The organism is Kitasatospora dryopteridis, assembly GCF_050749075.1.
Lineage (GTDB): Bacteria > Actinomycetota > Actinomycetes > Streptomycetales > Streptomycetaceae > Kitasatospora.
Window position 1 is genome coordinate 3,466,851 of the sequence record NZ_CP192749.1, and the last position, 21,542, is coordinate 3,488,392.

At 73.9% G+C, this 21,542-nt stretch carries 25 protein-coding genes; 10 read left to right on the forward strand and 15 right to left on the reverse strand.

Going from position 1 to position 21,542, the window contains the following annotated elements; genetic code table 11:
- The 4 genes from ACQ614_RS15735 to hemL all read right to left on the reverse strand — a co-directional run bounded on the left by ACQ614_RS15735 (position 1) and on the right by hemL (position 3,607).
- Positions 1-771, reverse strand: coding sequence for a cytochrome c biogenesis CcdA family protein (locus ACQ614_RS15735; RefSeq protein WP_431679193.1), 771 nt, complete (start codon positions 769-771; stop codon positions 1-3).
- Positions 768-1,367: a TlpA family protein disulfide reductase gene (locus ACQ614_RS15740; protein ID WP_431679194.1), complete on the reverse strand. Its 600-nt coding sequence runs from the start codon at positions 1,365-1,367 to the stop codon at positions 768-770. Before ACQ614_RS15740 ends, ACQ614_RS15735 begins: the two co-directional genes overlap by 4 nt.
- A 189-nt stretch (positions 1,368-1,556) precedes the next feature.
- Positions 1,557-2,204 (reverse strand): histidine phosphatase family protein, encoded by a 648-nt coding sequence (locus ACQ614_RS15745; RefSeq protein WP_431683935.1) that lies wholly within the window; start codon positions 2,202-2,204, stop codon positions 1,557-1,559.
- 26 nt (positions 2,205-2,230) lie between these two features.
- On the reverse strand, positions 2,231-3,607 hold the full coding sequence (gene hemL, locus ACQ614_RS15750) for a glutamate-1-semialdehyde 2,1-aminomutase (RefSeq protein WP_431683936.1): 1,377 nt from the start codon (positions 3,605-3,607) through the stop codon (positions 2,231-2,233).
- Between the two features lie 493 nt (positions 3,608-4,100).
- Between hemL and ACQ614_RS15755 the strand changes: the two genes are divergently transcribed.
- Positions 4,101-4,589, forward strand: coding sequence for a hypothetical protein (locus ACQ614_RS15755; protein ID WP_363492109.1), 489 nt, complete (start codon positions 4,101-4,103; stop codon positions 4,587-4,589).
- Between the two features lie 76 nt (positions 4,590-4,665).
- Here the strand turns inward: ACQ614_RS15755 and ACQ614_RS15760 are convergent, their stop codons facing one another.
- The 3 genes from ACQ614_RS15760 to ACQ614_RS15770 form a co-directional block, all read right to left on the reverse strand.
- On the reverse strand, positions 4,666-5,421 hold the full coding sequence (locus tag ACQ614_RS15760; protein ID WP_431679195.1) for a Clp protease N-terminal domain-containing protein: 756 nt from the start codon (positions 5,419-5,421) through the stop codon (positions 4,666-4,668).
- 78 nt (positions 5,422-5,499) lie between these two features.
- Positions 5,500-6,747, reverse strand: a complete 1,248-nt coding sequence (locus ACQ614_RS15765; protein WP_431679197.1) for a serpin family protein — start codon at positions 6,745-6,747, stop codon at positions 5,500-5,502.
- A 198-nt stretch (positions 6,748-6,945) separates the two neighbouring features.
- Positions 6,946-7,185, reverse strand: a complete 240-nt coding sequence (locus ACQ614_RS15770) for a chaplin (RefSeq protein ID WP_363492106.1) — start codon at positions 7,183-7,185, stop codon at positions 6,946-6,948.
- A 334-nt stretch (positions 7,186-7,519) separates the two neighbouring features.
- Between ACQ614_RS15770 and ACQ614_RS15775 the strand changes: the two genes are divergently transcribed.
- From ACQ614_RS15775 to ACQ614_RS15790, 4 genes are all read left to right on the forward strand, one after another.
- Entirely contained in the window at positions 7,520-7,762 is a 243-nt protein-coding gene (locus ACQ614_RS15775; RefSeq protein ID WP_431679198.1) for a chaplin, read from the forward strand.
- Positions 7,763-8,063: 301 nt separating this feature from the next.
- Positions 8,064-8,306: a chaplin gene (locus ACQ614_RS15780; protein ID WP_431679199.1), complete on the forward strand. Its 243-nt coding sequence runs from the start codon at positions 8,064-8,066 to the stop codon at positions 8,304-8,306.
- A gap of 90 nt (positions 8,307-8,396) precedes the next feature.
- Positions 8,397-8,660 (forward strand): chaplin, encoded by a 264-nt coding sequence (locus ACQ614_RS15785; protein WP_431679201.1) that lies wholly within the window; start codon positions 8,397-8,399, stop codon positions 8,658-8,660.
- A 125-nt stretch (positions 8,661-8,785) separates the two neighbouring features.
- Positions 8,786-9,175 carry a hypothetical protein gene (locus ACQ614_RS15790; protein WP_431679202.1) on the forward strand — a complete coding sequence of 130 codons (390 nt, stop codon included), beginning with the start codon at positions 8,786-8,788 and terminating at the stop codon, positions 9,173-9,175.
- A gap of 95 nt (positions 9,176-9,270) precedes the next feature.
- Here ACQ614_RS15790 and ACQ614_RS15795 read toward each other — a convergent pair whose 3' ends face one another.
- The gene (locus ACQ614_RS15795) at positions 9,271-9,921 is read right to left on the reverse strand and encodes a hypothetical protein (RefSeq protein ID WP_431679203.1); all 651 of its coding nucleotides are present in this window, start codon (positions 9,919-9,921) and stop codon (positions 9,271-9,273) included.
- A 309-nt stretch (positions 9,922-10,230) separates the two neighbouring features.
- Between ACQ614_RS15795 and ACQ614_RS15800 the strand changes: the two genes are divergently transcribed.
- The 3 genes from ACQ614_RS15800 to ACQ614_RS15810 all read left to right on the forward strand — a co-directional run bounded on the left by ACQ614_RS15800 (position 10,231) and on the right by ACQ614_RS15810 (position 11,595).
- Positions 10,231-10,575 (forward strand): rodlet layer protein, encoded by a 345-nt coding sequence (locus ACQ614_RS15800; protein WP_263104826.1) that lies wholly within the window; start codon positions 10,231-10,233, stop codon positions 10,573-10,575.
- A gap of 156 nt (positions 10,576-10,731) precedes the next feature.
- Positions 10,732-11,079, forward strand: coding sequence for a rodlet layer protein (locus ACQ614_RS15805; protein ID WP_431679204.1), 348 nt, complete (start codon positions 10,732-10,734; stop codon positions 11,077-11,079).
- 258 nt (positions 11,080-11,337) lie between these two features.
- Positions 11,338-11,595 carry a hypothetical protein gene (locus ACQ614_RS15810; protein ID WP_431679206.1) on the forward strand — a complete coding sequence of 86 codons (258 nt, stop codon included), beginning with the start codon at positions 11,338-11,340 and terminating at the stop codon, positions 11,593-11,595.
- 126 nt (positions 11,596-11,721) lie between these two features.
- On the opposite strand, the gene hemB is transcribed toward ACQ614_RS15810, so the two are convergent.
- The 7 genes from hemB to ACQ614_RS15845 form a co-directional block, all read right to left on the reverse strand.
- Complete coding sequence (gene hemB / locus ACQ614_RS15815; protein ID WP_431679207.1) at positions 11,722-12,720, reverse strand: porphobilinogen synthase; 999 nt, start codon at positions 12,718-12,720, stop codon at positions 11,722-11,724.
- 46 nt (positions 12,721-12,766) lie between these two features.
- Positions 12,767-14,413 (reverse strand): uroporphyrinogen-III synthase, encoded by a 1,647-nt coding sequence (locus ACQ614_RS15820; RefSeq protein WP_431679208.1) that lies wholly within the window; start codon positions 14,411-14,413, stop codon positions 12,767-12,769.
- Entirely contained in the window at positions 14,410-15,408 is a 999-nt protein-coding gene (hemC, locus tag ACQ614_RS15825; RefSeq protein ID WP_431683937.1) for a hydroxymethylbilane synthase, read from the reverse strand. Before hemC ends, ACQ614_RS15820 begins: the two co-directional genes overlap by 4 nt.
- Positions 15,409-15,449: 41 nt before the next feature.
- Positions 15,450-16,796, reverse strand: coding sequence for a glutamyl-tRNA reductase (locus ACQ614_RS15830; RefSeq protein ID WP_431679209.1), 1,347 nt, complete (start codon positions 16,794-16,796; stop codon positions 15,450-15,452).
- Entirely contained in the window at positions 16,793-17,707 is a 915-nt protein-coding gene (locus ACQ614_RS15835) for a redox-sensing transcriptional repressor Rex (RefSeq protein ID WP_431683938.1), read from the reverse strand. The genes ACQ614_RS15830 and ACQ614_RS15835 overlap by 4 nt, the downstream gene beginning before the upstream one ends.
- A gap of 107 nt (positions 17,708-17,814) precedes the next feature.
- Positions 17,815-18,537, reverse strand: a complete 723-nt coding sequence (locus ACQ614_RS15840) for a 3'-5' exonuclease (protein WP_431679210.1) — start codon at positions 18,535-18,537, stop codon at positions 17,815-17,817.
- Positions 18,538-18,731: 194 nt separating this feature from the next.
- Positions 18,732-19,007: a glutaredoxin family protein gene (locus ACQ614_RS15845; RefSeq protein ID WP_431679211.1), complete on the reverse strand. Its 276-nt coding sequence runs from the start codon at positions 19,005-19,007 to the stop codon at positions 18,732-18,734.
- A 109-nt stretch (positions 19,008-19,116) separates the two neighbouring features.
- Between ACQ614_RS15845 and ACQ614_RS15850 the strand changes: the two genes are divergently transcribed.
- Entirely contained in the window at positions 19,117-20,121 is a 1,005-nt protein-coding gene (locus ACQ614_RS15850; RefSeq protein ID WP_431679212.1) for an HAD family hydrolase, read from the forward strand.
- A 476-nt stretch (positions 20,122-20,597) separates the two neighbouring features.
- Positions 20,598-21,455 (forward strand): ECF subfamily RNA polymerase sigma factor, BldN family, encoded by an 858-nt coding sequence (locus ACQ614_RS15855; RefSeq protein WP_431679214.1) that lies wholly within the window; start codon positions 20,598-20,600, stop codon positions 21,453-21,455.
- Positions 21,456-21,542 lie beyond the last annotated feature (87 nt).

Here is a 21,542-nt window from a genome sequence, read left to right on the forward strand (position 1 = left end):
TCAGATTCCGATCGTGACGTCGTTGGTGAGGACCTGCAGGTTGTTGACCAGCTCCGACCAGGCTCCGGTCACCAGGAGCAGGCCGACCACGACGAGCATGCCGCCGCCGAGCCGCATCACCCCCTGGTAGTGGCGCTTGACCCAGCCGAAGGCGCCGAGCGCCCTGCGGAAGGCGAGCGCGGCCAGGACGAACGGTACGCCGAGGCCGACGCAGTAGACGGACATCAGGAGCGCGCCGCGTCCCGCGCTGGCCTGGTCGATCGAGAGGGTCAGGATCGACGACAGCGTCGGGCCGATGCAGGGCGTCCAGCCGACGCCGAACACGATGCCCAGCAGCGGTGCGCCGAGCAGGCCGACCGCCGGGCGGCGGTGGGTGCGCACCTCGCGCATGCTGAGGCCGGGCAGCAGGCCCATGAAGGCGAGGCCCATGACGATCGTCACCACGCCCATCACGACGTCGATCGCCCGCTGGTGCTCCTGGAGCGTCCGGCCGAACTCGCCGAACAGCGCCCCGCCGGAGACGAAGACGGCGGTGAAGCCGAGCACGAACAGCGCGGAGCCGAGGAGCATCCGGCCGCGCCGGGCGCCCTTCGCGTCCGCGAGGTCGGCGGCGGACAGCCCCGTCACGTAGGAGAGGTAGCCGGGGACGAGCGGCAGCACGCAGGGCGAGAAGAAGGAGACCAGCCCGGCGGCGAGGGCGATCGGCAGCGCGAGCACGAGGGCCCCGCTGAACACCGTCTCGTTGGTGCCGAACGCCGCGAGCGCGCTCACTTCTGCTCCGCGAGGACCGGAGTGATCATCTTCTCCAGGTCCTCGGTGGAGAGCGCGCGCATCGCCCGGGCGGCGAGCCGGCCCTCGCGGTCGACCACGATGGTGGTCGGGATGGACTGCGGGTTGAGGCTGCCCTTGGGGAAGCGCAGGATCTGGGTGCCGTCCGGGTCGTACAGGCTCGGGTAGGTGATGCCGGTCTGCTGCTCGAAGCGGACGGCGTTCGCCGGGTTGACGTCCCGGGTGTTGATGCCGAGGAACTGGACGCCCTGGGACTCGTACTTCTGCGAGACCTCCTGGAGGTTCTTTCCCTCCGCCCGGCAGGGGCCGCACCAGGAGCCCCAGATGTTGAGGACGACGACCTTGCCCTTGTGGTCGGAGAGCGACACGGGCTTGCCGTCGAGGGTCTTGCCGGTGATGTCCGGCGCCGCCTTCCGCTCCGCCGGGCTCGCGGTGGCGATGCCGGCCTTGCCGGTGATGAAGCCGGCCTGCCCGTCTCCGCCGGATGTGCCGGAGCTGCTGCAGGCGGTCAGTGCGAGCGCGGCGGCCGCGCCGAGGGTGGCGGCGAGGCGGGCGCGGCGGCGGGTCGTCCCAGACATGTGAAAAGTTTCGCATGGGACTTTGGGCAGGTTTGAGGGGGTCCGACGTTAGGTGTCGAACCCCCTCCGACCTGCAGTTTCTGTACTTATGATCCCCTTAGACCGGGCATTTCACCGCTGTGGCGGCGGTCACTCCGGAGGGTGCCGGCGAGGGCCCGCGCGGGGACGGCGGGAGACCGGTGGAGGGTCTCAGGCGCCGAAGCTCTTGCCGACCGGCTTGTCCTTGCCGCCCTTGCCGACCAGGTGGGCCGGCAGCAGGTCCCGGGCGGGCTCCCGGTAGCCGATCGAGACGATCCGGTCGCCCTCGTAGGTGAAGCTGGTCAGCGAGGCCAGCGAGCACTGCCGGTTGCGCGGGTCGTGCCACAGGCGGCGGCGCTCGGCGAAGGAGCGGACGATCCAGATCGGCAGCTGGTGGCTGACGCAGACCGCCTCGTGCCCGCGCGCGGCGTCCCGGGCCGCGGCGAGCGCGCCCATCATCCGCACGACCTGCTCGATGTACGGCTCGCCCCAGGAGGGCTTGAACGGGTTGGTCAGGTACTTCCAGTAGCCCGGGTTCTTCAGCGAGCCGTCGCCGACGCCGAAGGTCTTGCCCTGGAAGATGTTGTCCGCCTCGATCAGCCGCTCGTCGACGGCCACCTCCAGGCCGTGCGCCTTGCCGATCGGCTCGGCGGTCTCCTGGGCGCGCTCCAGCGGCGAGGCCACCACGTGGGTGATGTCCCGGTCGGCGAGGTGCTCGGCGACCCGGTCGGCCATCTGCCGGCCGAGCTCGGAGAGGTGGTAGCCGGGGAGGCGCCCGTAGAGGATGCCCTCCGGGTTGTGCACCTCTCCGTGGCGCATCAGGTGGACGACGGTGGTCTCGCTGGTCACGCGGCCTCCTCGGTGGCCTCGGCGGCGGCCCGCGCGGCGGCGGGCAGGGCGGCGGCGATCCGCTCGATCGCCCGCTCGTCGTGGGAGGACGAGACGAACCAGGACTCGAACGCCGAGGGCGGCAGGTAGACGCCCTGGGACAGCATCGAGTGGAAGAAGCCGTTGAAGCGGAACGCCTGCTGGCGGCGGGCCGCGTCGTAGTCGTTCACCTGCTCCTCGGTGAAGAACACCGAGAACATGTTCCCGGCCTTCTGCAGCCGGTGCGCCACGCCCTCCTTGGCGAGCGCCTCGGTGACCAGGCCGGAGACCTGCTCGGCGACCCGGTCCACGGCGGCGTACACCTCGTCGGTGCAGTGGCGCAGCTGGGCGAGGCCGGCGGCGGTGGCGATCGGGTTACCGGACAGCGTGCCCGCCTGGTAGACCGGCCCGGCCGGGGCCAGGTACGCCATGACGTCGGCGCGGCCGCCGAAGGCCGCGGCCGGGAAGCCGCCGCCCATGACCTTGCCGAAGGTGAGGAGGTCCGGCGCCCAGCCCTCCCGGGCGGCCTCCAGGCCGTACCAGCCGGCCTTGGAGACGCGGAAGCCGGTCATCACCTCGTCGGAGATGAACAGCGCGCCGTCGGCCCGGCAGAGCTCGGCCAGGCCCCGGTTGAAGCCGGGCAGCGGCGGGACGACTCCCATGTTGCCGGGCGAGGCCTCGGTGATCACGCAGGCGATCTCGCCGGGGTGGGCGGCGAAGGCCTGCCGGACGGCGTCGAGGTCGTTGTAGGGCAGCACGATGGTGTCGCCGGCCTGGGCGCCGGTGACGCCCGGGGTGTCCGGCAGCGCGAAGGTCGCCACGCCGGAGCCGGCCGCGGCCAGCAGCGCGTCGACGTGGCCGTGGTAGCAGCCGGCGAACTTCACGATCTTGGAGCGGCCGGTGAAGCCGCGGGCCAGCCGGATCGCCGACATGGTGGCCTCGGTGCCGCTGGAGACCAGGCGGACCTGCTCCACCGGCGCCACCCGGGCGGTGATCTCCTCGGCCAGCTCGACCTCGCCCTGACCGGGGGTGCCGAAGGAGGTGCCGCGGCCGACCGCCTGCTGCACCGCCTCGATCACCGCCGGGTGCGCGTGGCCCAGGATCATCGGACCCCACGAGCAGACCAGGTCGACGTACTCGCGGCCGTCGGCGTCGGTCAGCCAGGGGCCGCTGCCGGACACCATGAAGCGCGGCGTGCCGCCGACCGCGCGGAAGGCACGGACTGGCGAGTTCACGCCACCGGGGGTCACGACGGAGGCGCGCTCGAACAGCTCCAGGGACTGCGGAGCCTCGTACGGATAGCTGGGAAGGCCGGCCCGCGGGGCGCTCTCGGACCGGCTCTCGGGGTTGCTCACGGGGTTGGTCACCAGAACATGCTCTCAAATCGTGTCCTTGCCCAATGCATGCCGGACCCGATCATCTGGAACGATGATCCGTGTGCTGCTGCCTTGACCGGGGGTTCGGACGGTACGGTTGTCCGTGCGACCGTCGCGAAGGATTCCGGCCGAGAGCCGTGGGTCCGGGGGCACAGCGGGACGCACGTCCCGGGATCGGGCCGAGGGACGCCGGGGGGCGACCGCTCGGACCGTGCCCGGCAGGCCGCTGCGACGCGGTCGTTGGGCGGTGCGGACAAAGCAGTGTGTACGGCGGCACAAGACGGGTAAGTGGCACGTTCGGAAGGACACCGGGCGTGTGGGGGTCTGTCGATTCCGGCGAATTCCGGTGAGGATGGTCCGAGTGTCCGAGGCGCAGGACGGCTTCGAGGAGGCCACGGGTGGCCCCCGTCCCTCCTCGGAGGCCGCGCACGGGGGTACGGGTACAGGCAGGGAAAGGCGGGGCGAGGGACGCGTGGGAGTCACCTACAAGTACTTCGGCGCACCCGACCGGGCCACCGCGGCGAGAGTCCCCACCGCGCTCGGGCCGGGCGGCCTCGGCCTGGAGGCCGGCGAGCTCGGTGCCCTGGGGCGGCTGGGCGACCTCATGGAGACCAGCGGCTCGCTGAACGGCCACCTCTCCACCAAGATCAAACCGGAGACCATGAGCGCCATGGTCCTCACCGGCATCCAGGGCGTCCCCCTGCACCAGGTCCCGCCGCTGGAGCTGGTCGTCCTGCACCCCGACTACGCGGTCGTCCAGCTGCCGCACAACGTGGTCGAACCGCTCCGCAAGGCGGACGAGACCCAGCTCGGCGCCGCGGCCTTCATCTGGTCGACCGTGCCGGACCGGCGCGGGCCGCGCGACGCCTTCGTGATCTACCAGATGCTCCACGAGTGGCAGGACTTCGCCAACCGCCTGCACGACGCCGGCCACCAGCTGTACTGCCTGGTCTGGCCCTGAGACGGGGCTCCGCCCCCTCGGACACCACCGACCGCCCCCGGCCTGCAGGCCGGGGGCGGTCGGTGTCCGTGCGGGATCAGGCCTGCGAGGGCGGGTTCTGGGCGGCCGCGAAGGCGGCGAGGGCCTCGGCGATCAGGGTCTCGGCCGCGGCGCGGTCGACCCCGAGGCCGGAGAGCGGGCCTTCGCCGTCCTCCAGCTCCAGCAGCGCGAGCAGGATGTGCTCGGTGCCGACGTAGTTGTGGCCGAGCCGCAGCGCCTGACGGAAGGTCAGCTCCAGCGCCTTGCGGGCGCGGGCGTCGTACGGGATGAGATCGGGCAGCTCCCCGCCGGCCGGCGGCAGGGCGGCCGAGAGGGCCTCCCGCAGGGCCTCCGGGGTGACGCGCTGGGCGAGGAGGGCCTGGGCCGCGAAGCCCTCCGGCTCGGCGAGCAGGCCCAGGGCCAGGTGCTCGGGGGCGATCTCGGCGTTGCCGGCCGCACGGGCCTCGTTCTGCGCCGCCATGACGACGTTGCGGGCCCGGTCGGTGAAGCGGCCGAAGCCCTGGCCCGGGTCGAGGTCGGCGGGGCCGCCCGCGCCCGGATCCTTGGGCACGAAGCGCTTCTGGGCGGCCTGCCGGGTCACCCCCATGCTCCGGCCGATGTCCGTCCAGGACGCGCCGGAGCGGCGGGCCTGGTCCACGAAGTGGCCGATCAGGTGGTCGGCGACCTCGCCGAGGTGGTCCGCGGCGAGCACCGCGTCGGCGAGCTGGTCGAGCGCGTCGGTGTGGACGTTCTTGATGGCCGCGATGAGGTCGTCGAGCCGCACGGGATTGGTCATCTGCACGGGATTCACCATGCGTCAACCATAGGTTGACACCCTCGGGGCGTCAACCGTCGGTTGACAGTAAAGCCGGCGGCGGTGCAGGGCTCCGGGTCAGCCCCACGGCTCCTCCTCGTCCCACGATTCCTCCTCGTCCTGCGGGCCCCACAGCTCCGCCCGGTCGAAGGCATCGGGGGTGTCCACCCAGCCGGAGGCCAGGACCAGCCGGGAGGTTCGGTGCACGGCGAGGAAGCCGAACGGGCGGTCCGTGGTGAACAGCACCCGGCGCACCCGGTACGGCGGTGACATCGCCGCCCCTACGGCGGTCGCGACGGCGGAGACCGCGGCGGCACGGAAACCCAGGGCACCGAAACTCGCGGTCGCGGCCTGGGCGGCGGCCTCGACCACGAGCGGCTGGTCCGCACAGATCCCCGGAAGGTGGCCGCTGCCGTCGGGCTCCTGCCGGGAGACCGCCCCCAGGCCGAAACAGGCGGCGTCCGCCAGCAGGTCGTGCCGCGCCTTCACCGTGAAACGTGCGACGCGGGCGAAGAGTTCGTGCTCCGGGACGAAGCTGCGCGATGCCATGACCAGGACTCCCGGGCCCGCCTCGCCGTACGGCAGCAGGTCACCGGTCACCCGGCGGTGCCGGCCCGCGAGGATACCCAGGCCGCCGGAGAGCACCTCGCCCGGACGGGCGTCCTGCTCACCGACCAGCAGATGGACGTCGATGCCGTTGCCGCCGAGCACCCGCAGTTCGGAGACCCTGCCCGTCGGCGTCTCCGCGACCGCGACCCGCTCCAGCAGGGAGGTCGTCCGGTACAGGCCGGCGAACTCCCGCCCGGCCCACGGCCCCGCCTCGACATCGAGGAAACCCGGCCTGAACGGGCGTATCCAGTCGGTGCGGACGGCCAGCGCCGCGGCGAGCAGCAGCGCCGTGCCGGGCGCGACCTCCAACGGGAAGGCGTCGATCTGCCCGTCGGTGTGACGGGAGGCCCAGGCGTCCAAGCGGGCCTGGATGTCCGGGCCTTCGAGCGGCTGGTGCACATGGGCCGGGAGCCCGGCCGTCCAGTCCGGGGAGACCCGCAGCCCGGGCTCGGTCCACAGGCCGACGGCGGCCGCGACACCGGGCAACTTCCCCAGGGCGGCGAGGAGTTCGCGGGAGCGCTCGGCCGCGTCCGCAGCCGGCACCCCGAGCGCGTCCGCGAGCTCCTTGCCCGCGGCACCGTCCGCCCCGGAGGCGAGCGCGGCGAGCAGCGGCCACAGCCCGGCCGCGGTGAACACGGTGCCGCCCTCGGTGCGGACGAGGCCCGCCCAGCGCTCGGTCAGCGAATTGACGGCCCGTACGGTCGTGTTCGAAAGCATGCTCCCCGCCCTGCAGCGCCCGGTGTCCGCCGCAGCCTAGGCCCACCCCCGCGCTCCGGCCAGCGGATTTCCCGCACCGCAACCGCCCGGCGGGGAACGCAACGGGCCGCCGGCCCGCGCCCCAGGAGGAGGGGACGGGGGCGGCGGCCCGAACGGTGCGGAATCGACCGGTGAACGGCCGACGGGCTCGGGGCCCGGTCAGCCGACGTTGGCGCAGGAGTTGCCGAACGCCGGGTTCAGCAGGCCGATGACGTCGATCGAGTTGCCGCACAGGTTGACGGGCACGTGCACCGGAACCTGGATGCTGTTGCCCGAGGCGACGCCCGGGGAACCGGCCGCGACACCCTCGGCGCCGCTGCTCGCCATGGCGGTGCCGGCACCGGCAGCGACGATGCCCACGACGGCGGCGCCGACAGCGGCGGCCTTCTTGACGCTCATTTGAGTCTCCTCGTTGTTCGGTTCTTCCATGGGCCGCACAGGCTCGGCGCGGAAGGGCACGGGACGTGCACCGGGCCCAACGAGGTCTGCTCGGTGCGGTACCGAACCGGCCGTGACATTCACCCGGACGCAGTAGTGAAGGCATTCGGGTGATCGTGGGATCAGCCCGTTTCCCCGGGCGGCCGCCGTCGTTCTTCCCTGCGTACCGGCTCCACCGGTACGGCCCGGGGCCTCCCCGGCCGTGCCGGACCCACCCGCCCGAGCAGGCCCGCGGCGCCCCCACCGGCCCGCGGCGCACCCGATGCGGGACAAGCGAACAGAAAGAGACTGCACCATGCGCAAGATCGCCTACGGCGCGTTCGGCACCGTTGCCGCAGCGGCCATGCTGCTCGGCGGCGCCGCCGCCGCGTCCGCCTCGGGCGCGACGGCCGAGGGCGTCGCGGCCGGCTCCCCCGGCGTGCTCTCGGGCAACCTCGTCCAGGTCCCGGTGCACATCCCGGTCAACGTCTGCGGCAACACCGTGAACGTGATCGGCCTGCTGAACCCCGCGTTCGGCAACGCCTGCGCCAACGCCTGACCCCGACGGCCGCCCTGCGGCCGCATCCGGCCCGCGGCCGGCCCACGACTCCCAGGGGGAGCCCTCCGGCGACCTCCTGGCAGCGCCCGGTGCCGCCAAGTCCCCACCGTGCGGGACATGGTGGCGGGGCGCACGAACGAACGCGGCCGACGGCCCGCCCGAGCCACGGGCGATCCACGCCGATCGGGCTGCGGAGCAACCAGCACGGAGCATCCAGGAAATGCCGGGCGATGACACCTGTTCGCCCGGCGCCCGTCCTCCGGCCACGGAAGACCGGGTACGAACCGAAGGAACAATCCCCATGCGCACGTTCAAGAAGGCTGCTGTCCTCACCATCGCCGCCGCCGGCCTGGTCGCCTCCGGCGCCGGTGTCGCCGCCGCTAGCTCCGGGGCCGAGGGCGTCGCCGCCGGCTCCCCGGGTGTGCTGTCCGGCAACCTCGTCCAGGTCCCGGTGCACGTCCCGGTCAACCTGTGCGGCAACACCGTCAACGTGATCGGCGCCCTGAACCCGGCGTTCGGCAACTCCTGCGCCAACGTCGGCTGAAGCAGCGGCGGCTGACGCCGTCTCCGTGCCGCACCCGGCCCTGCCGGGTGCGGCGCATCCTCCCCGTGTGTGATTAGGAGATCGACTCCCATGCAGAACGTGAAGAAGGCCGCCGTCCTCACCGCTGCGGCCGGCATCGTCCTCGGCGGTGCGGGCGTTGCCAGCGCCGGCTCGGGCGCCGAGGGTGTGGCGGCGGGCTCGCCCGGCGTCCTCTCCGGCAACCTGCTGCAGGTGCCGGTGCACGTCCCGGTGAACGTCTGCGGCAACTCCGTCAACGTCATCGGCCTGCTGAACCCGGCGTTCGGCAACACCTGCGCCAACGTGGACGCGCCGGAGGTCGAGGAGGACTGCTGATCACCGCGATCGGCACCACTCGTGCGTCTGCCCCCCGGCCGGTGGCCGGGGGGCAGTTCGCGTCGGCGCCGACGGCGCCGCCGGGCCGCGGCCCGGCCATCCCAGCGAACAAGAAGGGTTCAGCCATGGTGCTGAAGACGACCGGTACCGGCCTGCTGGCCGCGCTCGGTGCGGCCGCCGTGGTGGGCGCCGCGGCCGGCCCGGCCTCCGCCGCCGGGCAGACCGCCCCGGCCGGGCTGCCCCGGCCCACCGCCCAACTGCAGTCGACCGACACCGGGCACGTGGTCGAGGGCACCACCAGTGCGCTCGGGTACGCGGTGGCCCCGGTGAAGACCCTGCGGCTCGACCCCTGGGCGCAGTCCTCCGCCGACGTGCTCAACAACGGCGTGGCCGTCCAGCCGGACAACGGCGTGCCGCAGGTCGGCACCGCGCCGCTCACCGCGCCGCTCAGCGCCGGCGGCGGCGCACAGAGCCTGCCCGTGGTCGGCCCGGCGCTCGGCCTGCTGCCCGGCTGACCTGCCCGGCGGCCACACCGTACGGCTCCGGCCGCGCACACCGAGGAGCCCGGCACCCCCGAGGGGGTGCCGGGCTCTCCTGCGCCTGCGCCGGGTCACACCGCGGGCTGGGCCAGGACGTTGTCGGACAGCGCGCCCGTGGCGGTCGCGGTGAGGTTGCCGACGGCGTCGGTGACGGAGACCTTCTGGTCGTCGCCGCCGAGCGAGGCCTTGGCCCCGGGGACGGCCTGCACGGGTGCGGTCACCAGCTGCGGGTCGAGCTCGCCGAAGGAGAGCGCCCCGTCGGCGAACTCCCCGCTGTGGTCGGTGGCGTAGCGCACCGGCTGGCCGAGTTCCAGCGCCGGCCCTGCCGTCCGGATCGGGGCGGCGGGCACGTTGAGGACGGCCTGGCCGAGCTCGGTGCTGGAGTCGGCGGCGGGCAGCGGCACCACGGCGTCGACGGCGGGGCCGACCCGGCCGGTGTTGACCGCGGGGACGATGCGGTCCGGGACGAGCTGGGAGCCCGGGCGCTCCTCGGGCACCGGCGGCTGCAGCGGCGAGGCGGGCAGCCCGCCGGAGAGCGTGCCGGTCTGGGTGAGCAGCGGCAGCGGGACGTTGAACGGCACCTCCTGGCCCGCGAGGCCGTCCTCGACGGCCGCCACCTCGCCGGGGGTCATCGGCCGGGCCTCGGCCGCGCCCTGGGCGGAGACGACGCCGGCCCCGACCGCGAGCAGCAGGGCGCCGGTGGCCCGCTTGGAGAGCTTCATGCAATTCACCGTTCTGTCCGAGTGCGTTCTACCGGGGCTGTCCCGCAGGGAGAGCCCCGCGGAAAAGCAATCTGCGCAACGACCGACCACAGGCCGGATTGCGGCGGTTGACCGTTACGGGCTAATAGTCGGACTGGAATACCGCCGACCTGATGATCAATCAGACGCCTGCGAAGAATCTGCGTAACTTTCCCGGCCGTCGTTCTTTTAACCCGATGTCGCAGCTCGACGGCGACACGACCGGAATCGACGAATACCGCGTTCGGCCGCCGAGCCGCCGCACCCGAGCATTTCAGAGAGGTATCTCCCATGCTGAAGAAGACCTTCGCGGGCCTCGGCCTGGCGGCCGCCGCCCTCGCCACCGCCGCGGCCCCGGCCGGCGCGATCGGCAACGCGGACGGCTCCGCCGGCTCGATCCAGGGCAACGGCGGCACCAACGCCACCGGCACCTGGGGCAACCACAGCCCCAACTTCCACTTCGCCGACAACCCGAACGTCTGCCTCCCCGAGATCCACAACATCGGCGTGGCCGTGCTCGGCGTGGCGGTCCCGGTCGAGGTCGACGCGCTGAACAACCAGCCCAAGCAGACCTGCGTGGTCGGCCAGGGCACCCTCGGCAGCGGCGACGGCGGTGTCTCCCACCTGATCGGCTGACGACCGCTCACCGCTGTGCCCCGGGGCCGGCGCCCCGAACCCCAACTCCCCGCTCCGGCCGCTCCCCCGGCCGGGGCGGCGCACGACGCCCGGCGTGAGCCACCCGCCGGGCCGAGGCTCCATCCATTCAGAACCTCCCACGAAGGAAACGCAGAGATGATCAAGAAGGCTCTCGCCGCTGCCGGCGTCGCCGCCGCCGGTGTCGCCATGGCCGCCGCTCCCGCGATGGCGATCGGCGACGCCGACGGTGCCGCCACCTCCATCCAGGGCAACGGCGGCACCAACGCCACCGGCACCACCGGTGACCACAGCCCGAACTACCACACCCTGGACAACCCGAACCTCTGCCTGCCCGAGGTCCACAACATCGCGGTGGGCGCGGTCATCGGCCTGGCCGTGCCGATCGAGGTCCCGGTCCTCAACAACCAGCCGCAGCAGACCTGCGTGGTGGGCCAGAACACCGTGGGCAGCGGCGACGGCGGCGTGTCCCACCTGATCGGCTGATCCTGCCGGTCCGATCTGCCGCCGGGCCCGGGGGAGCCGCTCCTCCGGGCCCGGCGGTTGCCGTTCTGCGTCCGGCCGCCGGCCGGGCCCTGGGCCTCCGCACCTCCCCGACGCCCGCCGGGGCCGTTCCGCACAGCGGTCCCGGCCGGGTGGCGTTCGGGTGACGGCGCGTCAGGCCGGGCGCGTGGTTCCCGGGTCGGGGCGGCTTGTTGTGATCAGTTGAGTCCGCATCACCGTCGTAGAGAGGACCCCTCCATCATGAAGAGCATGCTCGGCAAGGCCCTGCTGACCGCCGTCGGCGCGCTGGCCGTGGCCGGCGTCGCGGCGCCCGCCCAGGCGCACGTGGACGCGGGCGGCGGCGCCCACCTGGTCGCCACCGCCGACGACCCGTTCGTCGCGGGCGAGGGCCACGGCTGGGCCGAGACCAGCAACATCTCCGTGATCGGCCAGGAGTGGGGCTGGGCGACCAGCACGGCCGTCGGCGGCGGCACCGAGGGCGAGGCCCACATCGGCTGACCCGGCCGCACGACGCAGGAGGCCGGGCCGCGGGATTCCGCGGCCCGGCCTCCTGTGTCGGCGCGAACGAGGTACTCGGGCAACCACCGCCCCTGATCGGCCACCCGGGTGCCTTGAAGGAACGCCCTAGCGCAGCATCCCCGCGGCCTCGACCGCCCAGTAGGTGAGGATCTGCTCGGCCCCGGCCCGGCGGATCGAGGTGAGCGTCTCCAGGATGATCCGCTCGCGGTCCACCCAGCCGTTGGCGGCGGCGGCCTCGATCATCGCGTACTCGCCGGAGACCTGGTACGCGGAGACCGGCACCGGGGAGGCGTCGGCGATCTGCCGCAGCACGTCCAGGTAGGCCATGGCGGGCTTCACCATGACGAGGTCGGCGCCCTCGGCGACGTCCTGCTCCAGCTCGCGCAGCGACTCCCGGGCATTGGCCGGGTCCTGCTGGTAGGTCTTGCGGTCGCCCTTGAGCGAGGAGCCGACGGCCTCGCGGAACGGACCGTAGAAGGCGGAGGCGTACTTGGCGGTGTAGGCGAGGATGCCGGTGTCCTGGTGGCCGGCCTCGTCCAGGGCCCGCCGGACCACGCCGATCTGACCGTCCATCATGCCGGACGGGCCGACCAGGTGGACGCCGGCGTCGGCCTGCACCACGGCCATCTCGGCGTAGCGCTCCAGGGTGGCGTCGTTGTCGACCGAGCCGTCCTCGGCGAGGACGCCGCAGTGGCCGTGGTCGGTGTACTCGTCCAGGCAGAGGTCGGACATGACGACCAGCTGGTCGCCGACCTCGGCGACCACGTCGCGGATGGCCTGCTGCAGGATGCCGTCCGGGTTGGTGCCCTCGCTGCCGACCGCGTCCTGCACCTCGGGCACGCCGAACAGCATGATGCCGCCCAGGCCGGCCTCGGCGGCCTCCACGGCGGCCCAGCGCAGGGTGTCCCGGGTGTGCTGGACGACGCCGGGCATCGAGGTGATCGGCTTCGGCTCGGTGATGCCCTCGCGGACGAAAGCGGGGAGGATCAGTTCGGCCGGGTGCAGGCGGGTCTCGGCGACCAGTCGGCGCATGGCCGGGGTCGAGCGGAGGCGGCGCGGGCGTACGGTCGGGAATTCGGCGGACAACTGCTGCTTCTCTCTCACGACACGAAACCGCCGGGGAGGCTCGGGGCCTCCCCGGCGGCGGGGTTCAGCGGGCGGCCTTGCGGCGCGACCCGGGGCGGCGCTCGCTCGGCCGGTAGACCGGCTCGCCGGCGGCGACCGCGGTGTCCCGGCGGCGGGCGCCGAATTCGGCGAGGGCCTGGGCGAGCGCGGCGGCGGACGGCGCGGGCGCCATCACGTCGACCCGCAGGCCGTGCTCCTCGGCCGTCTTGGCGGTGGCCGGGCCGATGCAGGCGATGACGGTCACGTTGTGCGGCTTGCCGGCGATGCCGACCAGGTTCCGCACGGTGGAGGACGAGGTGAAGAGCACCGCGTCGAAGCCTCCGCCCTTGATCGCCTCGCGGGTCTCGGCCGGCGGCGGCGAGGCGCGCACCGTGCGGTACGCGGTCACGTCGTCGACCTCCCAGCCGAGTTCGACCAGGCCGGCGACGAGCGTCTCGGTGGCGATGTCGGCGCGCGGCAGCAGCACCCGGTCGATCGGGTCGAAGACCGGGTCGTAGGGCGGCCAGTCCTCCAGCAGGCCGGCCGCGGACTGCTCGCCGGACGGCACCAGGTCGGGCTTCACGCCGAAGTCGACCAGGGCCTGCGCGGTGGTCTCGCCGACCGCGGCGACCTTGATGCCGGCGAAGGCGCGGGCGTCCAGGCCGTACTCCTCGAACTTCTCCCGGACGGCCTTCACGGCGTTGACCGAGGTGAACGCGATCCACTCGTAGCGGCCGGTCACCAGGCCCTTGATGGCGCGCTCCATCTGCTGCGGGGTGCGCGGGGGCTCCACCGCGATGGTCGGCACCTCCTGCGGGACGGCGCCGTAGCCGCGCAGCTGGTCGGACAGGCCGTGCGCCTGCTCCTTCGTCCGCGGGACGAGCACGTTCCAGCCGAACAGCGGCTTGGTCTCGAACCACGAGTGCGAGGCCCGGTGGGCGACCTGCTCGCCCACCACGGCTATCACCGGCGTCGCCGGGTCGACCGGGGCCGACACCGGGGAGGGCAGCACCCGGGCCGCCTTCAGGTCGGCGGCGATGCCGGCCAGCGTGGAGGTGAAGGTCCGCTGCCGGGTGGTGGTGCCGGACAGCGTCGCCGAGAGCGCGGCCTCGGGCTTGCGGCCGTTGGCGACCAGCGCGTTGGCGGTGGCCGGCAGCTGACCGAGGGTGGTGCGGACGACCAGGGTGGTCTCCAGCGCGCCCAGGTCGACGCCGGCGCCGCCGAGCAGCGCCGCCGCGTCGACGAAGCGCACGTCGGCGCCCTGGCTGCTGCGCAGCGGCACACCCGCGTAGGCCGGCACGCCGACCGACTGGGCGACGCCGGGGATCACCTCGAAGGCGATCTCCGCGCCGGCGCAGCCGAGCATCTCCTCGGCGGCGCAGCCGTCGAGCCCCGGGTCGCCGTCGACGGTGCGCACCACGTGCTTGCCGGCGCGGACGGCGTCCGCGACGAGCTTGGCGACGTCGAGGCCGTCCTCCTCGGCGGGGTTGTGCACCTGGACGCCGGCCGGGCAGTGCGCGCGGACGGCGGCGGCGGTCAGCGGGTCGGCGATCAGAACGTCGGCCGAGGCCAGCACGTCGACCGCGCGGAGGGTGAGGAGACCCGGGTCGCCCGGGCCCGCGCCCAGGAAGGTGCAGCGGCCGGTCGGCTGGGCCGGGCCGTTGGAGGGGCTGGTGGCGGCGGTGGGGCTCATCGGTTTCGCTCCCCCATCAGGCCGGCCGCCCCCTGGTCGAGCAGCCGGGCAGCGAGCGCGCGGCCCAGCGCCGCGGCCTGCTCCTCGGCCGTCCCGTCCAGGACGAGCGGACCGGTGGCGGTCATTCTCAGCAGGGTGGCGCCGTCGGTGGTGCCGACCACGCCCTCCAGCTTCAGTTCGGTGCCGGCCCAGGTGGCCAGCGCGGCGACGGGCGCCGAGCAGCCGGCCTCCAGGGCGGCGAGCAGGGCGCGTTCGGCGACGACCGCGGCCCGGGTGGGCGTGTGGTCGAGCGCGCCGAGCTGTGCGGCGAGGCCGGCGTCCACGCATTCGACGGCGAGTGCGCCCTGGCCGGGGGCCGGGACCATCAGCTCGGGGTCGAGGTGCTCGGTGATCTCGGCGCTGCGGCCGAGCCGGTTGAGGCCCGCGGTGGCGAGCAGCACGGCGTCCAGTTCGCCGGAGGCGACGTAGCCGATCCGGGTGTCCACGTTGCCGCGGATCGGGACGGTCTCCAGGGCGGCGCCGCGGGCCGCGGCCCAGGCGTTGAGCTGGGCCATCCGGCGCGGGGAGCCGGTGCCTATCCGGGCAGCGCGGCCGCTGCCGGCGAGCTTCTCGACGAGCTCCTGGAGGGAGAGGCCGTCACGGGCGACGAGTGCGTCGCGGAAGTCCTCGCGCTCCGGGACGGCGGCGAGCCGCAGGCCGGCGGGGGCGGCCGTGGGCAGGTCCTTGAGGGAGTGCACGGCGAGGTCGATGCGGCCCTCGAGGAGGGCGTCGCGCAGCGCCGAGACGAACACGCCGGTGCCGCCGATCTGCGCCAGCGCCTCCCGGGAGGTGTCGCCGTACGTGGTGATCTCGACCAGTTCCACCGGGCGGCCGGTGACCCGGCTCACCTCGCGCGCGACCATGCCGGACTGCGCCATCGCAAGGGCGCTGCGCCGGGTGCCGAGGCGCAGCGGCTGCTCGGGGGCGCCCGGGGGGCTGCTCAGTTGACCATTCATGAGGTGCTCGTCCAGGTCGTGCCGGTGGGGATTTACGGGGTTCATCCGGCCGCTCCGCCGTGGGCGGGTCGGCCGGCGGCCGGCGCGGACGCCGGGGTGCCGGAGACGGCGTGAACGGCCGCCGGGTCCAGGTCGAAGAGCTCGCGCAGCGCGTCCGCGTAGGAGGCGCCGCCGGGCTCGGCGGCGAGCTGCTTGACCCGCACGGTGGGGGCGTGCAGCAGCTTGTCGACGACGCGGCGCACGGTCTGGCCGATCTCGGCGCGGGAGCGCTCGTCGAGGTCGGGCAGCCGCGCTTCGAGGCGGGCGAGTTCGCCGATGACGACGTCGGAGGCCATGGACCGGAGCGCCACCACGGTGGGGGCGATCCGGGCGGCGCGCTGGGCGGCGCCGAAGGCGGCGACCTCGTCGGCGACGATGCCGGTGACGGCGTCCACGTCCCCGGCGCCGGGGCCGGCGGCGGAGTGCGCGTGGGAGAGGCTCTCGATGTCGACCAGGAGGGCGCCGGGCAGCTCGTGGACGTCGTGGTGGACGTCGCGCGGCATGGCGAGGTCGAGGAAGGCGAGCGGGCCGTCGCCGGTGCGGGCGGCGACGGCGGCGGCGACCTCGTCGGCGGTGACGACCACGCCGGCCGCTCCGGTGCAGGAGACGACCAGGTCGACGTCGGCGAGGGCCTCCGGGACCTTGGCGAAGTCGACGGTGCGGCCGGTGCCGAGGATGGCGACCAGCCGCTCGGCGCGCTCGGGGGTGCGGTTGGCGATGAGCAGGTCGGTGACGCCGGAGCGCACCAGGGTGGCGGCGGCGAGCGAGCTCATCGAGCCGGCGCCGACCACCAGGACGCGCTTGCCGGCGATCTCGCCGGCGGCCGCGGCGACCTGCTCCAGGCCGAAGGTGACCAGGGACTGCCCGGCCTTGTCGATGCCGGTCTCGCTGTGGGCGCGCTTGCCGACCCGCAGGGCCTGCTGGAACAGCTCGTTGAGGCCGCGGCCGGCGGTGTGCTCGTCCTGGGCGCGGGCCAGTGCGTCGCGCAGCTGGCCGAGGATCTGGCCCTCGCCGACGACCATCGAGTCCAGGCCGCAGGCCACCGAGAAGAGGTGGTGGACGGCGCGGTCCTCGTAGTGGACGTACAGGTGGGAGGTGAGCTCCTCCAGGTCGACGCCGCTGTGGTGGGCGAGCAGCAGGGACAGCTCGGCGACGCCGGCGTGGAACTTGTCCACGTCCGCGTAGAGCTCGATCCGGTTGCAGGTGTTGACCAGGGCGGCCTCGGCGACGGTGGCCGAGGCGGCGGCGTCGTGCAGCAGGCGGGTGGGGACCTCGCCGGTGAGGGCGGCGCGCTCCAGCACGCCGACGGGGGCGGTGCGGTGGCTCAGTCCGACGACGAGCAGGCTCATGCCGGCATCACCGCCGAGAGGTCGCCCTCGCCGCCGGCGGTCTGGACCGTCTTGGGGCTCGGAGCCGTCTTGGCGGCGCGGCCGGGGGCGGGCTGCGCGGCGGTGCCCTGGGCGGGCTCGGCCTTGGCGGTGCCGCCGGCGGCGCGGCGCAGCTTGGCGGCGGCGGCGCGGACGGGGCCGGGCGCGCGGTCGAGCACCGAGTCGGTGCCGCCGGGCTCCTCGCCGGCCTTGCGCTGCTCGTGGAAGGCGAGGATCTGGAGCTCTATGGAGAGGTCCACCTTGCGCACGTCCACGCCGTCCGGGACGGTCAGCACGGTGGGGGCGAAGTTGAGGATGCTGGTCACGCCGGCCTCGACGAGGCGGTCGCAGACCTGCTGGGCGGCGCCGGGCGGGGTGGTGATCACGCCGATGGAGACCTGCTGGCTCTCGACGATCTGCTCCAGCTCGTCCATGTGCCGGACGGGCAGGCCGGCGGCGGTGGAGCCGACGACGCCCGGGTCCGCGTCGAGCAGGGCGGCGACCCGGAAGCCGCGGGAGGCGAAGCCGCCGTAGTTGGCGAGGGCGTGGCCGAGGTTTCCGATGCCGACGATGACGACCGGCCAGTCCTGGGTGAGACCCAGCTCACGGGAGATCTGGTAGACCAGGTACTCGACGTCGTAGCCGACGCCGCGGGTGCCGTAGGAGCCGAGGTAGGAGAAGTCCTTGCGGAGCTTGGCGGAGTTGACGCCGGCGGCGGCGGCCAGTTCCTCGGAGGAGACGGTGGGGACGGACCGCTCGGAGAGCGCGGTCAGGGCCCGCAGGTAGAGGGGGAGGCGGGCGACGGTCGCCTCCGGGATGCCCCGGGCACGCGAGGGTCGGCGCGCGGCGCCGGTGTCGGGCGCCTGCGAACTGCTCTGGGTGGGTCGGCCGATTGCCACGGTGCTCCCGAGGGTGAAGCTGGGCTTAGGCAGCCAGGCTATGCGTTTGTGAACGTGTGCACAAAGATGGTGTCCGATTTGTCCCTCCACAGTGATGCGCATCACTCACCGCCCGGCGCCGTCGGCACCGCCTCGGACGCCACCGCGGCGCCCTGGTCGGGCAGCCCCGGTACGGCCGCGCCCAGCGGCCACGGGCCCAGCGCGGCCTCCCGCCGCAGCAGCGGCACCGCCTCCCCCTCGGCCAGCGAGCGGGCCCGGCCGAGCCGCGGCCAGGGGACGGACGCGGCCGCCCGGAGCGGCTCCCGGCGGTCGGCCGGGGGCAGCGCCTCGGCGCGGACGTAGTGGCGCAGCAGGTCGGCGGCGGCCCGGGCGTCACCCATCGCGGTGTGCGCCGGGTACCAGCCGAGTCCGGCGGCCTCCACGCAGGCGGCGAGGCCCCAGCCGGTGGCGGCGGGCAGGTGGGTGCGGGCGAGGTGCATGGTGCAGAGCAGTTGGACGGGCGGCAGCGGCACCCCGATCCGGGCGAATTCGCGCTCCAGGAAGGCGTGGTCGCAGGAGACGTGGTGGCCGACCATGACCCGCCCGGCCAGCAGGTCGAGCAGGTAGGGGGCGACCTCGCGGAAGCGCGGGGCGCCGACCACGTCGTCCTGGGTGATCCGGTGCACATGGGTCGGACCGACCGGCCCGACGGGGTCGACCAGGGTGGAGAAGGCCTCCTCGGTGCGGAGGCTGCCGTCCAGCAGGACGACCGCGACCTCGACGACCCGGTGCCGCCAGGGGCTGCGGCCGGTGGCCTCGACGTCGACGACGGCATAGCCGCCCATCGCGCTCTCTCCTTCGCCTGCAGGCCCCCGGCGGACACGAAACAGGCTCGATCGTAAGCCGACGAATTCACCGATTTGCCGGATGATCTCTATCGGCTAGGCAACGATTCGGTCCGCCGCCCCCGCCGATCGGCGGGGGCGGCCCGGGGTTCCGCGGGCGGCGGAGAGGCGTGGGCGGGCGCCGCGGGGGCGCCTCAGGCGCCGAGGGCGGCGCGCAGCCGGCGCTCGTCCACCCGCCAGAAGTCGTGCTGGCGGCCGTCGATCAGGGTCACCGGGATCTGCTCGGCGCACTCGCGGTACAGCGCCTCGTCCTGGGTGATGTCCTTCTCCTCGAAGGCGGCGCCGAGCTCGCCGGTGACCCGGAGGAGGACGGTACGGGCGTCGTCGCACAGGTGGCAGCCGGGCTTGCCGATCAGGGTGACGACCCGGTCGGCGGGCTTCTTGTTCTTGTCGCGTCGCAGCAGGCTCACCCCGCCATTGTGCGCCCGTGGCGCGGGTCACTGCCCCGATGCGCACCGTTAACGGCACCTGCACGCGGGCGTCACGGGAAGAGTCGGCAGGCCTGGCTATGCTCGGTCCATGGTCGCGCTACGAAGGCTCCACCTCGCAAGGCGTTCCTCCGACGAGCGGACGGCGCTGGCGGGCGAGGCCGCCGCCGACGCGGCCGAGGCCGACCTGCTCGCCGTCGCCGCCCGGCGCGCGGAGCGGAACGGCAGCGCCACGGTGAAGGCCGAGAAGGCCGAGAAGGCCGAGAAGCCGGGGCGTCCGCCCAAGGCACCCGCCGAGGACCACACCCCGACCCCGGACGACCCGCGGGCCGCCGCCTTCTTCGACTGCGACAACACGATCCTGCGCGGCGCCGCCATGTTCTACCTGGGCGTCGGCCTGTACCGCCGCCGCTTCTTCACCCGCCGCGACGTCGCCCGGTTCGTCTGGCAGCAGGCGTGGTTCCGGCTGCACGGCTCGGAGGACCCGGCGCACATCGCGGACGCCCAGGACACCGCGCTCGGCCTGGTCGCCGGCAAGCGGACGGCCGAGCTGGAGCAGATCTGCGAGGAGATCTTCGAGGAGGTCATCGCGGACAAGGTGTGGCCGGGCACCCGCGCCCTCGTCCAGATGCACCTGGACGCCGGCCAGCGGGTCTGGCTGGTCACCGCCGCGCCCCAGGAGATCGCCCGGATCATCGCCCGCCGGCTCGGCATGACCGGCACCCTGGCCACGGTCGCCGAGACGGCCGACGGCGAGTACACCGGCAGGCTGGTCGGCGGGCTGCTGCACGGCCCGGCCAAGGCCGCCGCGGTGCAGGCGCTGGCCCGCCGGGAGCAGCTGGACCTCGCCCGGTGCGCGGCGTTCAGCGACTCCGCCAACGACATCCCGATGCTCAGCCTGGTCGGCCACCCCTACGTGGTGAACCCGGACGCCCCGCTGCGGCGGCACGCCCGGGCCAACGGCTGGCGGGTCCGCGACTTCCGGACGGGCCGCAAGGCCGCCAGGGTCGGCCTGCCGGCCGCCGTGGGTCTCGGCGTCGCAGCGGGCGCCACCGCCGCCGCCCTCGCCGTCCACCGCCGGCGGCGCACGGCCTGACGGTCCGCCACCGGACGGGCGGCGCGGGGCCGACCCGGACCGGACGACCCGGGCCTTCGCCGTCCACTTCGCAGGTGGGAACCGCTCACACGGAAGGGCGATCCCGGAGGGGCGCCGGCCGGTCGGGTCCGCTTCGTTGCCGACCGGATCCGATCGTTCGGCGCCTCGGGAAAGTTGTGGGTTACCGGACCCCGAGGCAGGGAAACCGCCCGCCGTTCACCCGAATCGGTCACACCGCGTCGACAATCGATCACACATTGCGCGCCCGGACCGGCTAGGGGCGATCAGTACCGGCTGAATATACGCGCCATCCGGATCTCAAACGACCAGTTCCGCCACAGGGTGTAGCCGTCATTGCACAAAGCGTTATCCTCTCCTGGATGCACGGCACCTGCGTGTCCCCCCGGCGGGGGCCGGGGGCGTGCTCTCCGCACAGGCGGAGGTGACCCGTCCACAGTTCTGCCTCTGGGAGTCCCGTGTACCCACCCGTCCGGAACGACGTGCCTGCCACCTCCCGCCCGTCGACCGCCACCCTGCGCACCGGCGCCCGGCTGGACCGGCTGTGGGCCGCCGTCCGCGAATTCCAGGTGCTGGTCCCCCAGCCCGCGGTCGCGGGGGCCGTCCCGGCCGCCGCGCCCGTCCGCCGTCCCGTCCCCGCCGCCCGCCCGGGCACCCTGCTGCGCTCGACGACGACCGGCGGCACCGCCGCCGGCACCCGCGGCCGCGGTATCGGTGCCACGGCCCGCAGCCGTCCCCGGACGGACCGCGGCACCGGCGCCGACACCGAGCACAACCCGGTGATGGAGCTGGTCGAGCGCGCCCAGGCCGGCGAGAGCGAGGCCTTCGGCCGGCTCTACGACCAGTACGCGGACACCGTCTACCGGTACATCTACTACCGGGTCGGCAGCCGGGCCACCGCCGAGGACCTCACCAGCGAGACCTTCCTGCGCGCACTGCGCCGGATCGGCACCTTCACCTGGCAGGGCCGGGACTTCGGCGCCTGGCTGGTAACCATCGCCCGCAACCTGGTGGCCGACCACTTCAAGTCCAGCCGGTTCCGGCTGGAGGTCACCACCGGCGAGATGCTGGACTCCAACGAGTGCGAGCGCAGCCCCGAGGAGTCGGTGCTGGAGTCGCTCGCCAACGCAGCCCTGCGGGACGCCGTCCGGCGGCTCAACCCGCAGCAGCAGGAGTGTGTCAACCTCCGCTTCCTGCAAGGCCTCTCGGTCGCCGAGACGGCCCGCATCATGGGCAAGAACGAGGGCGCCATCAAGACCCTCCAGTACCGCGCGGTGCGCACCCTGGCCCGCCTGCTGCCGCCGGACGCGCGGTGAGCGGCAGGGCCGCGCCGCCCGGCGCCGACGGCCCGTCACCCGGGCCCGTGCTCCGACACGGGCGGGTGAAAGGGCGGTCACATGATC